The organism is Rhodanobacteraceae bacterium (assembly GCA_016713135.1).
Taxonomy (GTDB): Bacteria; Pseudomonadota; Gammaproteobacteria; order Xanthomonadales; family SZUA-5; genus JADKFD01.
On sequence record JADJPR010000022.1, the window covers coordinates 438,007 to 452,201 of the forward strand.

Genomic DNA, 14,195 nt, shown 5'->3' on the forward strand with positions numbered 1-14,195 from the left:
CCGCCGCGCGCAACGCGGCAATCTTGCTCCAGTGTGAATTCAGTGCCCTCTTTCACCACCACAAAATTCCTTGCGATGAAGGAACCAAATGAAAGCTAACGCCGCAATAAGCCGTTGCGGCACGAAATGTTCGGTTTGAGCCAAGAGCCTGTTCCGCAATCGGCTTGATTGCATAGTTGGATTTCAGGTTTCTTGCCATACAGCCCGAGCACCCGACCGCGATAAGACACATGCTGTTGATCTTCCTCCCGCGAGCTCTGACGCGCAAGGCCTTGGCAAGACCGCCCACCTCATGAGCGCGCCGCGGCCGTTGATCCAGGGCCCCTTCCCAGTTCCTTCGCTTCATCCGACGCCTCATCACCACGAAGCCAGTCTCCACGACAAAGGGACTACTGCGCTCTTCTTCCCTCAGGACCACACCCGCTTTCCTGTCTCCACGACATGGGTGCTAGAGCGGAATTCAGACACAGTTGCTACTGCGTTCTTCCTCAGATCGGCCCAGACCAAACCGCTCGAGCTCTGACGCTTCTGCGCCTACACACTCAAGCTGCTCTCCCACATCCCGCCACTGCTTCTGAAATCCAACGCCGCAATAAGCCGTTGCGGCACGACAGTGTCCGGTTTAAGCCAAGAGCCTGTTCCGCAATCGGCTTGATTGCATAGTTGGATTTCAGGTTTCTTGCCATACACCCCGAGCACCCGACCGCGAAAAGACTCATGCTGTTGATGTTCCTCCCGCCAGCTCTGCCGTGCAAGGCCTCGGCAAGACCGTCACCGCGTGACTGTGCCGCAAGCCGATGATCCAGGGCCCCTTCCCAGTTCCTTCGCTTCTTCCGACGCCTCATCACCACGAAGCCAGTCTCCACGACAAAGGGACTACTGCGCTCTTCTCCCGTCAGGACCACTCCGGCTCTTCGGTTTCCACGACATGGTTGCTAGAGCGGAAGTCAGACACAGTTGCTACTGCGTTCTTCCTCAGATCAGCCCAGACCAGACCGCTCAAGCTCTGACGCTTCTGCGCCTACACACTCAAGCCGCTCTCCCACATCCCGCCACTGCTTCTGAAATCCAACGCCGCATTAAGCCGTTGCGGCACCAAATTGCTCGGTCGAAGCCAAGAGCCTGTTCCGCAATCGGCTTGAATGCATAGTTGGACGTAAGGTTTCTTGCTTCACCGCCCGAGCCCCCACCTGGGAAAAACGACATGCAATTGATCCTCCTTCCTTCAGTCCTCTCCAGCACGGCTTTTACGCCACTTGAAGACCAGGAACACAGGCTCTTCTATCCAAGGCCACTATACCAATGATTTTCTTGCCCTTTAGACAAAGAATCTCATTATCCGACCCCCGGCGCTCAAGCCCTCTTTCACGACAGAGGTGCTACTGAGCTCTTCCATTCCTTAAGCCCAGAACACCTTTCCCGTTTCAGCGACACGGGACCTAAAGCGCTTCTTTCAGCCCAAGATCACACCCAAACAGCCCTCACCTTCGCCGCAACTGCGCTCTGAACCTCAGGATGCTCTCCAACGAACCGCCACTGCTTCTTACGTCCAACGCCGCATTAAGCCGTTGCGGCACGACATTTCCATTTGAGCGAAGAGCCTGTTCCGCAATCGGCTTGAATGCATAGTTAGAACCCAGTGCGAGGGGACTTTCCACCATATACTGACCACCGCCATTTCTCACCCGCCACGCATAGTTAAGGGCGTTTCAGGACGTTCCGATGCAGGATAAAACGCCCACGTTTTACTACCCCCGCCGTCGAAAATACCTAGATACGTTTGTTCCGAGTCACATTGACCTTCAGAGATCTCTCCGGTTTGAGTGTTTACCACTGCGCTTCTTACATAACTTTCAACCATAACATTTCCATCTCCACACGCAAAGAGATTTGCAGCGTTATACCCGCCGGTGTTTGGAGAAATTATGAAGCTAGTTTCTGTATGGTTCGCAATATCCACAAGCAGGATAAGGTTGTATTCAGCCAAAGATGGGTGTGCAGGTTCTAACTCGATTGTCAGTTTACACCCAGTACGAGGGACTTCGAACGTCGCCCGAGAGTTGTCTGAGCTGCAGCCAGCCCCGGTAATGCCTATCATCAAGATTGCGAGCAGTCTGGACATGGGTTCTAACGCCGCAATAAGCCGTTGCGGCACGAAATTGTCCGGTTTGAGCCAAGAGCCTGTTCCGCAATCGGCTTGATTGCATAGTTGGATTTCAGGTTTCTTGCCATACAGCCCGAGCACCCGACCGTGAGAAGACTCATGCTCTTGATCTTCCTCCCCTGAGATCTGCAGTGCAAGGCCTCGGCACGACCTTCACCGCCTGACCGGCCCGCAAGCCATTGTTCAAGCGCCCTTTCCAAGTTTCCACGCTTGTTCCGGCGCCTCATCACAAAGAATCCAGTCTCAAGAACAAGGGACTACTGCGCTCTTCTCCCACAGGACCACACCGGCTCTTCTGTTTCCACGACATGGGTGCTAGAGCGGAATTCAGACGCAGTTGCTAGTGCGCTCTTCCTCAGATCAGCCCAGACCAAACCACTCAAGCTCTGGCGCTTCTGCGTCTCCACACTCAAGCCGCTCTCCCACGACCCGCCACTGCTTCTGACGTCCAACGCCGCGTTAAGCCGCCGCGGCACGAAGTGCCACGGTCAATGCGAAGAGCCTGTTCCGCGGTCGGCTTGAACGCATAGTTAGCCATAACCTGACGTATTCCCAAGTTCGCTTGAAAGCCACCTGACACACTCATGGCAAATAGTTGACCTCTTTCCTTCGAACATGCCACCAACTTCCGTTTGGTCTTTTCCACAGAACGAACAGATACATTTCCACCATTCGGAATTTGGATCAACCCCGTACTCATTTTCTAAGTATTCAGCAACTTGTTCGTCTGACGCAGGATGCTCTATCCACAGATTTTTTATTCCTTCATATCCCCTCTCGGCCTTCGCCATGAGCATTTCTATATTCTCTCCAGAAATGACTCCTAGAACTTCCCACGATTCACCACAGAAAAGGAGGAGATAATCATCTGGCACCACGTAGTTCTTCGAGATTGCGAGCCGAGGCACTTTCCCGAGCCATTCACCAGCCACATTCAGTTTGATCCGATTCGTAAAGTTGACGGAGTTGTCTACAACCGCATACCTGAGCACGCGACTAGAATCAAGAACAGGCGGTGGAAGGTTCACTCTCGCTCCCAAGTGATGGCTAACGCCGCGTTAAGCCGCCGCGGTACCGAGCGCCACGGTCTGTGCGAAGAGCCTGTTCCGCGGTCGGCTTGAACGCATAGTTAGATTTTTCCATCACTAAATAGGCCAAAGAACACACCAACTCCCAATAGGCAGGACACGGCACCCATGAATGAAGCGTACTCAAGTGCTCGCGGGACCACCAATTGAGCAAATTTCAAGTGAATCCTCCACGGCACCATAACCAGAACGAGAGTTGTCACGATCAATAGCCATCCAAAGGCAAGAAATACAGATTCAAATCTCAATCCAGGTGCAGACGCCAGAAATGCGAGTCCAACAAGAAGGCGACAACCCATCTCAATAAAGTGAACGCGCGCGTTCTGCGCAAATCCCAATAGAAATTTGCGAAACTTCTGTGGACGAACGAACGCTACAACTCCAAGGGTGATCAAGAACGTTCCAAACACAGCTACTACGAGCATGGAAATCTCGACCATCATTTCTCCTAGAAGGGTCGCAACCTCTTCCCTGCCAAAAAAATCTAACGCCGTGTTAAGCCGCGCCGGCCGCGCAGCCAGGTTGAACGAACAGCCTGTTCCGGCGTCGGCTTGAACACATAGTTGGACGTCAGGTTCCTTGCCACTGTGCCCGAGCCTCCGATTGCCAGGAGCATCATGCCGTTGATCTTCCCCGCCTCAGGCCAATTGTGCAAGTGACAACCGTTCCACGTACCGCACTTCGAGGATGACAGGAAACAAGCCTTACCCGATTGATTTCACAGCGATGGATCATGGGCATGGCAAAGTTATGCCCCAACAGCAACTTCCGCCCCTTCTCCAGAAACACCTGCAACAAAATCCGCTCCATTCATACGACACTGGTGCTATTGCGCTTCTCCAACCTGAGCCAACAATAGCCAACGCTCAATGCTTTGGCTCTTCACACCACCCCACTCACGCTCTCCCCCGACCCGCCGCTGCTTCTGACGTCCAACGCCGCAATAAGCCGTTGCGGCACGAAATTGTCCGGTTTGAGCCAAGAGCCTGTTCCGCAATCGGCTTGATTGCATAGTTAGAACTCATTCCCCGCGATATCTCAACCCAGTTTTCCATAATGCGCGTGCCATATTTTCACTGCATCAATTTACCTCCTCCTACTATTGACTTGATCCTGGAGGATCCAAGACTAGCTGCATTTCATAGGATTCAAGCGCCACCGCGTGTCCATGCCACCTATCTTCCCTGGGATCAGGCCAAGACTTACTGACCCAAGGTTGACCATATTCATCTATATCCTCAACCTCGAATACCTGACCAATCATAGAGGCTACTTCAAGACGCTCTTCATCCGGAAGCGCATCAAACCACTCTCCCGAAAGCGAAAGAATCCGTACTCGAGATCCAAGCTCTACTTGCATCCCATCACAGTCAACAGGCATGCGAATGTTCCGGTTCACCTGATTAGTGTCGAACCTCAGTAGCCTCATCTTGACGTCCGGACAATCAAGCACTTACGAGCAGCTGACTTCCGTGGCTTGATTCGCGCAAGTTGTTGTTCTTTGGGCATTTTGATTGGTTCCGGCGCACGGCACACTGAGGTTCGACGCTAATCAGGTCCCCGCTTGAGCCTTCTTGCGCAATTGGAATTTGCTCCAGGTCCACCGCTTTGAAATTGGCACGCAGCAATATTCAACCTGTTGATTCAATAACGATAATCTGCGCGTTTAGCGAGCACAGCTACTACAACGCCTTTCAATTCCCAGCAACAGCACCGGAAAAATCCGCTCCATTCATACGACATTGCTGCTATTGCGGCTTGTCCTCACCTGATTAGCGTCGAACCTCAGTGTGCCGTGCGCCGGAACCAATCAAAATGCCAAAAGAACAACAACTTGCGCGAATCAAGCCACGGAAGTCAGCTGCTCGTAAGTGCTTGATTGTCCGGACGTCAAGATGAGGCTACTGAGGTTCGACACTAGTCAGGCCGGTTCATGAGTTCTAACGCCGCAATAAGCCGTTGCGGCACGTAAATAGCCGGCTTAAGCCAAGAGCCTGTTCCGCAATCGGCTTGATTGCATAGTTGGATTTCAGGTTTCTTGCCATACAGTCCGAGCACCCGACCGCGATATGACTCATGCTGTTGATGTTCCTCCCGCGAGCTCTGACGCGCAAGGCCTTGGCAAGACCGCCATCTCACGAGCGCGCCGCGGCCGTTGATCCAGTGCCCCTTCCCAGTTTCTTCGCTTCTTCCGACGCCTCATCACCACGAAGCCAGTCTCCACGACAAAGGGAGTACTGCGCTCTTCTTCCTCAGGACCACACCGGCTTTCCTGTTTCCGCGACATGGTTGCTAGAGCGGAATTCAGACACAGTTGCTACTGCGTTCTACCTCAGATCAGCCCAGAGCAAACCGCTCAAGCGTTGACGCTTCTGCGCCTCCACACTCAAGCCGCTCTCCCACAACCCGCCACTGCTTCTGAAATCCAACGCCGCATTAAGCCGTTGCGGCACGATAGTTTGATTTGGGCGAAGAGCCTGTTCCGCAATCGGCTTGAATGCATAGTTAGACCTTAATTCAGTTGCCCAAAGCTCTAAAGCCACCAGGATACTAAAGAGAGATACAGATCCAATCCATTCTCCTCACTTGCGATCTAGTTGGATCTTTCGTCAAAGACAACCAACTCGATGTTTGCCTCGGCAGCATGCCCTTCAATCTCACGAACTACGAGGGCGGAAAGGGAATCTCTTCGGGTCTGGGCTCGCCCAGAACACCTGTTCGCCTTCGGCCATTTGGCTCATTTCATCCTTCAAGTCGATAGGCCCACCAACCACGTTCTTTTTCTCAAGAATCTCTGACTCTGCCTTGATTCTATTTGTTCCGGGAAGAATTGAAAACTGCCAAAGTCCCGTGTCGTTGTCCTTCCAACTGTACAACTCAACGCCCTTGAACGATGAATTCACTGACCTCGGGACAGCCTGCGCCACTCCATTTGAACTTCCAAAGTGCAGAAACAGAACAAAAAGGATTGCGATAAGTTTAGTCATAAGGTCTAACGCCGCAATAACCCGCGCCGGCTGTAAGGCACGGTTTGAGCGAAGAGCCTGTTCCGGCGTCGGCTTGATTGCATAGTTAGGCCTTTCCTAGCTCATGGCGGACCCAAAGCATTGTCTCTCCATCAACATTGTAACCTTCACACCTCAAGATCTGATTAAGTGTCACTAGGAACGCGTCCGGACCATACCGTCGCTTTAGCTCTTTCAGCGACTCAATGGAGGGCTCCCCGGACTCTAATTCAATCTCGAGTTGGGTATCCGCGCAAATTTCTTCCCACCGTTCGAGTGAATTCTCCAGGAATTGGCGCGTTTCCAATTTCCCATCCAGCAAAATTTCAAAGGTTGTGCCATTCCTAACGAGTTCCCCGAGTAGCGTGCGAAGTGCTGCTTTCGATTCATCATGATCGAGCATGTACAACTGAGAAACGTTAATCGGTTCACGGGTTTCAAGAGCCTCCCGGATCTTTCGCACAGAATACCCTGACGCTGCGCGCGAGCGAGCGGACGGCCGACGTCAACTCTGTAAGCGTCCGACAGCGCCCATTGGTGCTCTGCCGGCGAGGATCTGTTACCCCGATCTCGGTGCCCAGCTCATCGGCAGCAGCGCATCGATCTCCCGGTTGAGCGTCGTCGGCAGGCGCTCCAGGACATCAGTCAGATAGGCCAGTGGGTCGTGGCCATGCGCCTTTGCGGTCTCGATCAGGCTGGTGGCTATCGCACACGCCTCGCCGCCGCGTTCGCTTCCTGCGAACAGCCAGTTCTTGCGCCCAACCGCGATTTCTCTGAGCGCGCGCTCGGCGGCGTTGTTGTCGATGGCGATCGCCCCGTCGTCGAGATAACGCGTCAGCGCAACCCAGTGCTTGAGCGTGTAGCCGATGGCCAATGCCGTCTGCGATTTCGGCAATAGCTCACGCAAGCTGTCCTCGCACCAGGACCGGAACGCGTCGAGGATCGGTCGTGCGTCGCGTTGTCGCCGTTTGCCGCGCTCCGGAGGACTTTCTCCCGCCTCGCTCGCGGCCCGCTCGATGGCGAACAACTCGCCGATGCGCTCGACCGCCTCGTGCGCCAGCACGCGCTGGCCGCTCTTGTCGGCCAATGCGGCGATCTCAAAGAACTTGCGCCGGGCGTGAGCCCAACATCCCACCTCCGGATCCGGGTCGCTGGCGGTACAGCTCGTCGTAGTTGCTCGCCGCGTCCGCCTGCAGCCAACCACCCTTCCACGAGCGCATGAAGTCGCGCACATGCTGGCCGGCCTTGTCGGCCGTGAAGTCGTACACCACGATGGCCGGATCGCGGCCCACATAGGCCCAGGCCCGTGCGCTGATCGTGCGGCCCACCGACTGTAGCGGCAGCACGGTCTCGTCGACGTGGATCACCGACTGCTGCATCAGCGCCGCCTGCAGGCGCAGCACCAGGGGCTTGAGCCACCCCGACAACGCGATCACCCAGTCCGACAGGGTGCTGCGCGGGATCGCCACGCCGCCCCGTTGATAGATCTCCTCGATGCGGAACAGTGGCAGGTGATCGGCGTACTTGGACACCAGGAGGTGCGCGCCGAGGCTCGCGTCCAGGTGCGAGCCGTCGATCAGTTGCGCCGGCAGCCTGGCGCAGCGCACGCCCGCTTCCGGCTGCCGCGGATCGGCGTACTTGGGGCGCACGATCAGCTTCTTGAAGAAGGCCGCCGGCTTGAAGCACAGCTTGACCGTCACTTCCTCGCCGATCTTCTTGAGCGGCGTGCCGTCAGAGGCCACCTTCTCGGACGCGGGCAGATCGACTTCGACCCGCTCTTCCGGCAAGCCCTTGGGCAGCACCAGACGCTGGCGTTCCACGACAGTCTTCTTCGGCGCCACCGGTTGCTCGGACTGGATCTCCTGCTCGATCAGCTCGATGTCGGCATTACCAAACATCGTCAGCTGATCGGCGTTCTCCGAGGACGCCCCGAAACGCTGCCGCTTGAGCGCGGCGAGTTGCTGTTCGAGGGCGGCGAGGCGCGCTTCGGCGCTCTCGGCGCGAGCCAGCGCCGCCTCGTAATCGGCGCGTGGGACGACGTCGGTGCTTGCCAGGACCATTCCGGCAGGCTACCCAGCGAGCACCGGAAAGCAATGCAAGTAACTGATATGCCGTCAAAAAGACAGATCGATCAAGCCACCCGCATCGCGGTTACCGGGCGTAGCCTGCGCACCGACAGATCGATCCCTTCCAGCACCAGCCGCAGGTCGCTCTCCGACAGCGCCCCGCCGTCACCGACGAGAATTGTCCACGCTCCAGACGCTTGCACATCAGCCACCAGCCATGGCGGTCGTACCAGAGGATCTTGACCTTGTCGCGCCGCGGTTGAAAAACACGTGCACTCGACAACGCCCGCTGCGGTCCCAGGCTCGCCTGCACCCGCAGCGCCAGGCCGTCGATCCCGAGGCGAAAATCCACGGCATCGGCACATACCCAGACCGGAAGGCCGCCAACCATCAGCGCCGACGCTCGAAGCGCAGTGGCTCGCCAACCAGCTCACGCAGCAACCGCCGACGCCAGGCCATGAAGGTTGCATACGACCAACCCTGCGCCCGGCAATACACCCGAGCGCTCAGGCGACTGCGCGAAGCGGCGCAGATGCGCATGAACCAGACCAACGAACCGAGGGAACGGGCCACGGCAGGACCCCGATGCCGATGAAGCCGTCAGCCTCGCAGCCATCCGAGATGGACGGAAGAATGGGCGCGGTCGGACGGATACCAACTCTGAGAATCCCGTGATTCGCAGTTGAACAAGACCGTGTGTCACCGTTCTCTCGACGAAAGGCCTAACGCCGCATTAAGCCGTTGCGGCACGATAATGGTTGGTCTGAGCCAAGAGCCTGTTCCGCAATCGGCTTGAATGCATAGTTAGACATCACGCCGTATATCTTTAGAACGCACCACTATTGCGACGCTCTCATACCGTACAGGACATTAAGATCAAGCAGGCGATGCCCAACAACAGCTCGCGCAGTCAAATCAAGAACAACCACCATAAAAACGTTGCGATCTTGCGTATCAAACAGCACGTGTTGAAACGTTAACGAAGAGTCTTCCCAAACATACGTCACGTTACCTTGGCAATAGTAAGAACCGAAGTCCGCTGGAGGGATGCTCTCGAAGTACGAAATGAACTCGAACGGCGGCTCCGTGTCCGCCGACACCTGCCGCATTGGTGCCGAGAACGTAGCTTTGAATTCCTGTTCCGATAGAGTTGCCATGATGTCTAACGCCGTGTTAAGCCGCGCCGGCCGCACAGCCAGATTGAGCGAAGAGCCTGTTCCGGCGTCGGCTTGAACACATAGTTGGACGTCAGGTTCCTTGCCATTATGCCCGAGCCTCCAATTTCCTTGAGCTGCACGCTGTTGATCTTCCCCGCCTCATGCTACTTGCGCAAGTGACCACCGAACCAGTTTCCCCGTTTCGAGGACGCCACGTAAGATGCCTTTCCCGTTCTATTTCGTACCTATGGATCAAGCGCATAACAAGGATGGCGCCCCAACAACGACTACCGACCTTCTCCAGAAACAGCCACGAAAGAACCCGCTCAATTGACAAGACACTGGTGCTATTGCGCTTCTTCTTCAACCCAAGCGAGCAAAATTTAACGCTCAGTGCTTTGGCTCTTCACACCACTCCACCTCATGCTCTCCCCCGACCCGCCACTGCTTCTGACGTCCAACGCCGCAATAAGCCGTTGCGGCACATTAATGTCCGGTTTGAGCCAAGAGCCTGTTCCGCAATCGGCTTGATTGCATAGTTGGATTTCAGGTTTCTTGCCTTACAGCCCGAGCACCCGACCGCGAGAAGACTCATGCTCTTGATGTTCCTCCCCTGAGATCTGCAGTGCAAGGCCTCGGCACGACCTTCACCGCTTGACCGGCCCGCAAGCCATTGTTCAAGCGCCCTTTCCAAGTTTCCACGCTTGTTCCGGCGCCTCATCACAAAGAATCCAGTCTCAAAGACAAGGGACTACTGCGCTCTTCTCCCACAGGACCACACCGGCTCTTCCGTTTCCAGGACATGGGTGCTAGAGCAGAATTCAGACGCAGTTGCTAGTGCGCTCAGATCAGCCCAGACCAAACCACTCAAGCTCTGGCGCTTCTGCGTCTCCACACTCAAGCCGCTCTCCCACGACCCGCCACTGCTTCTGAAATCCAACGCCGCATTAAGCCGTTGCGGCACGATAGTTTGATTTGAGCGAAGAGCCTGTTCCGCAATCGGCTTGAATGCATAGTTAGAACTCAGCCCGGCAAGTTATATGAGACTTTTGTTCCGTCAATTTTCACCACTCCGCGCGCGAAGTGCCTCAAAAAGCCCACTAAGTTGCTTCTCGGAAAGCTCCTTTTTAAAGAGCGCATGCAGCGTACTTAAAACTGTTTTCTCAGTTCTCGGTTTCGATGCCTTTCTCTTCACCAAATCAGCGATGGCAGCCTCCACTTGTGCATCTGGAGCAGAAGGCAGCGCTGGCTTAAAGTACGGCAGTTCAGCTATGCACTCCGACCTTGCGACCGAAATTTTCCGCGATTTCAAGTGTGATATAAGCGGGTCAAATCCAGAATCCTTTGAGACTATGTGAAAGTAAGCAGACTTGTCCTCCGATGCAAGCATTCCAAGATAGAAAGCAATGTGGAAATCCAGCGCGTTCTTTCCCGCAGAATCCAAGGGTATGTATTCGGCGTTCACCCCAAGAGGCTGGAGCGCCGCGGCCAGCGAAACGGGCACTCTCAATTGGTTTGGACCAAGGAAAACCTTTACCTTAAACGGCCCCTCTTTCAAGAGTGCCACATCGCTTGGTTGGACATTTTCAAAATCAACAAGCACGACGTTCAGGCGCATCGATGTTCCTCATACGGGCCGCTGAGTTCTAACGCCGCAATAAGCCGTTGCGGCACGAGAATGTCCGGTTTATGCCAATAGCCTGTTCCGCAATCGGCTTGATTGCATAGTTAGAGGTCACCGCTTCGGGGCCGCCTTCTTGTATGCGAGCGTACGTATGTTCCGTCTTTTCTGTAATATCCGCGCACTCGAACAGGGCCACAGGAACTGGTTACACAGGACCTTGCATAGCCAGAGCCAGGTATTGCCGCCTCAGAGTTTCGATAGGATTGGGTGAACGCGTATGCGCCGGTAATGTCCCTATTGCATCGCGCATGAGGTCGGATATAAGTTCCGTCCTTCTTAGCATAGCCATCGACCCACGTACAGCCATTGGCTATTTCGCCGGAATAGCCCGCTGGGTAGGCACAACGAAAGCTTTCCGCAATCATTCTCCCGCCAAGTGTTTCATGCTCTGGCTCAAGAATGCAGTTCACCCTCTCAAAACCGGATTCTACCCGACTGGCATTTCCGTAATCTTGATGATAACTCCCGGGGCTAGCACAAGAAGCCAGCGCAAATAGTGCAACAAGTACCCAGAACGTTCGCATAGTGACCTCTAACGCCGCATTAAGCCGTTGCGGCACCAAATTGTTCGGTCGAAGCCAAGAGCCTGTTCCGCAATCGGCTTGAATGCATAGTTGGACGTAAGGTTTCTTGCTTCACCGCCCGAGCCCCCACCCGCGATAAACGACATGCAGTTGATCCTCCTTCCTTCAGTCCTCTCCAGCACGGCTTTTACGCCACTTGAAGATCAGGAACACAGGCTCTTCTATCCAAGGCCACTATACCAATGATTTTCTTACCCTTTAGACAGAGAATCTCATTACCCGATCCCCGGCGCTCAAGCGCTCTTTCACGACAGAGGTGCTACTGCGCTCTTCCATTCCTTAAGCCCAGAACACCTTTCCCGTTTCAGCGACACGGGACCTAAAGCGCTTCTTTCAGCCCAAGATCCCACCCAAACAGCCCTCACCTTCGCCGCGACTGCGCTCTGAACCTCAGGATGCTCTCCAACGACCCGCCACTGCTTCTTACGTCCAACGCCGTGTTAAGCCGCGCCGGCCGCGCAGCCAGGTTGAACGAAGAGCCTGTTCCGGCGTCGGCTTGAACACATAGTTGGACGTCAGGTTCCTTGCCATTGTGCCCGAGCCTCCAATTTCCAGGAGCATCATCCCGTTGATCTTCCCCGCCTCAGGCCAATTGTGCAAGTAACAACCCTTCCACGTACCGCACTTCGAGGATGACAGGAAACAAGCCTTACCCGATTGATTTCACAGCGATGGATCATGGGTATGGCCAAGTTCGCGCCCCAACAGCAACTACCGCCCCTTCTCCAGAAACACCTGCAACAAAATCCGCTCAATTCATACGACACTGGTGCTATTGCGCTTCTCCAACCTGAGCCAACAATAGCCAACGCTCAATGCTTTGGCTCTTCACACCACTCCACTCACGCTCTCCCCCGACCCGCCGCTGCTTCTGACGTCCAACGCCGTGTTAAGCCGCGCCGGCCGCGCAGCCAGGTCGAACGAAGAGCCTGTTCCGGCGTCGGCTTGAACACATAGTTGGACGTCAGGTTCCTTGCCATTGTTCCCGAGCCTCCAATTACCATGAGCATCATGCCGTTGATCTACCCGCCACAGGCCAATTGTGCAAGTGACAACCGTTCCACGTACCGCACTTCGAGGATGACAAGAATCAAGCCTTACCCGATTGATTTCACAGCGATGGATCATGGGTATGGCCAAGTTCGCGCCCGAACAGCCACTACCGCACCTTCTCCAGAAACACCTGCAACAAAATCCGCTCAATTCATACGACACTGGTGCTATTGCGCTTCTGCTCCAACTTGGCCCGGCATGAACCGACGCTCAATTGCTTTGGCTCTTCACACCTCTCCACTCACGCTCTACTGCGACCCGCCACTGCTTCTGACGTCCAACGCCGTGTTAAGCCGCGCCGGCCGCGCAGCCAGGTTGAACGAAGAGCCTGTTCCGGCGTCGGCTTGAACACATAGTTAGAATTCGCCTGTCTACAGAGCGGAAACAAACCAACCGTAAAACCACCACCTCAATTTCCCACCTCAATTTCCCACCTCAAGTTCCCACCTCAAGTTCCCACCTCAAGTTCCCACCTCAATTTCCCACCTCAATTTCCCACCTCAATTTCCCACCTCAATTTCCCACCTCAATTTCCCACCTCAATTTCCCACCTCAATTTCCCACCTCAATTTCCCACCTCAATTTCCCACCTCATGCTTCCACCTCGATTCTCCAGCAAGATTTCCAAGATTTCCAGCTCAAGATTTCCACCTCAGGAACGCATCAAACGCTTCCCCCCTAGCCTCAACCTCAGATTCCCACACTCAAAACTCCCTCTCCACCCAATCAATTCCTCAACACATCCCTATCAAGCATCAACTCCGAACAAATTCCCACCCAGCATTCTAGCGTTTGACGAGCTCGGTCACGGCTACGCGAGCGAATTCTAACGCCGTGTTAAGCCGCGCCGGCCGCACAGCCAGGTTGAACGAAGAGCCTGTTCCGGCGTCGGCTTGAACACATAGTTGGACGTCAGGTTCCTTGCCATTGTGCCCGAGGCGCATCATTCCGTTGATCTTCCCCGCCTCAGGCCAATTGTGCAAGTGACAACCGTTCCACGTACCGCACTTCGAGGATGACAAGAATCAAGCCTTACCCGATTGATTTCACAGCGATGGATCATGGGTATGGCCAAGTTACGCCCCAACAGCAACTACCGCCCCTTCTCCAGAAACACCTGCAACAAAATCCGCTCAATTCATACGACACTGGTGCTATTGCGCTTCTCCAACCTGAGCCAACGCCACGCCTACCCGGTTTTCTCCCCACCCCACCACCCCCCCCTCTCCCACGCCCCGCCGCTGCCTGCGTCCAACGCCCGGTTTCGTCGCGCCGGCCGCGCAGCCAGGTTGAACGAAGAGCCTGTTCCGGCGTCGGCTTGAACACATAGTTAGAATTCGCCTGTCTACAGAGCGGAAACAAACCAACCGTAAAACCACCACCTCAATTTCCCA

General features: G+C 55.1%; 7 protein-coding genes and 1 pseudogene. All 8 read right to left on the minus strand.

What is annotated here, in order from left to right; genetic code table 11:
• Nucleotides 1–1,681: 1,681 nt before the first annotated feature.
• On the minus strand, nt 1,682–2,245 hold the full coding sequence (locus IPK27_19950) for a hypothetical protein (GenBank protein MBK8069804.1): 564 nt from the start codon (nt 2,243–2,245) through the stop codon (nt 1,682–1,684).
• Between the two features lie 449 nt (nt 2,246–2,694).
• Nucleotides 2,695–3,192, minus strand: a complete 498-nt coding sequence (locus IPK27_19955) for a ClpX C4-type zinc finger protein (protein MBK8069805.1) — start codon at nt 3,190–3,192, stop codon at nt 2,695–2,697.
• A 101-nt stretch (nt 3,193–3,293) separates the two neighbouring features.
• Complete coding sequence (locus IPK27_19960; GenBank protein MBK8069806.1) at nt 3,294–3,692, minus strand: hypothetical protein; 399 nt, start codon at nt 3,690–3,692, stop codon at nt 3,294–3,296.
• Nucleotides 3,693–4,351: 659 nt separating this feature from the next.
• Nucleotides 4,352–4,633 (minus strand): hypothetical protein, encoded by a 282-nt coding sequence (locus IPK27_19965; GenBank protein ID MBK8069807.1) that lies wholly within the window; start codon nt 4,631–4,633, stop codon nt 4,352–4,354.
• A gap of 2,183 nt (nt 4,634–6,816) precedes the next feature.
• Nucleotides 6,817–7,392, minus strand: a complete 576-nt coding sequence (locus IPK27_19970) for an IS66 family transposase (protein MBK8069808.1) — start codon at nt 7,390–7,392, stop codon at nt 6,817–6,819.
• Nucleotides 7,355–8,317 (minus strand): transposase, encoded by a 963-nt coding sequence (locus IPK27_19975; protein MBK8069809.1) that lies wholly within the window; start codon nt 8,315–8,317, stop codon nt 7,355–7,357. The genes IPK27_19970 and IPK27_19975 overlap by 38 nt, the downstream gene beginning before the upstream one ends.
• 91 nt (nt 8,318–8,408) lie before the next feature.
• The gene (gene tnpB / locus IPK27_19980) at nt 8,409–8,675 is read right to left on the minus strand and encodes an IS66 family insertion sequence element accessory protein TnpB (protein ID MBK8069810.1); all 267 of its coding nucleotides are present in this window, start codon (nt 8,673–8,675) and stop codon (nt 8,409–8,411) included.
• A 1,828-nt stretch (nt 8,676–10,503) separates the two neighbouring features.
• A pseudogene (locus IPK27_19985) lies at nt 10,504–11,098 on the minus strand (hypothetical protein).
• Between the last annotated feature and the right edge of the window lie 3,097 nt (nt 11,099–14,195).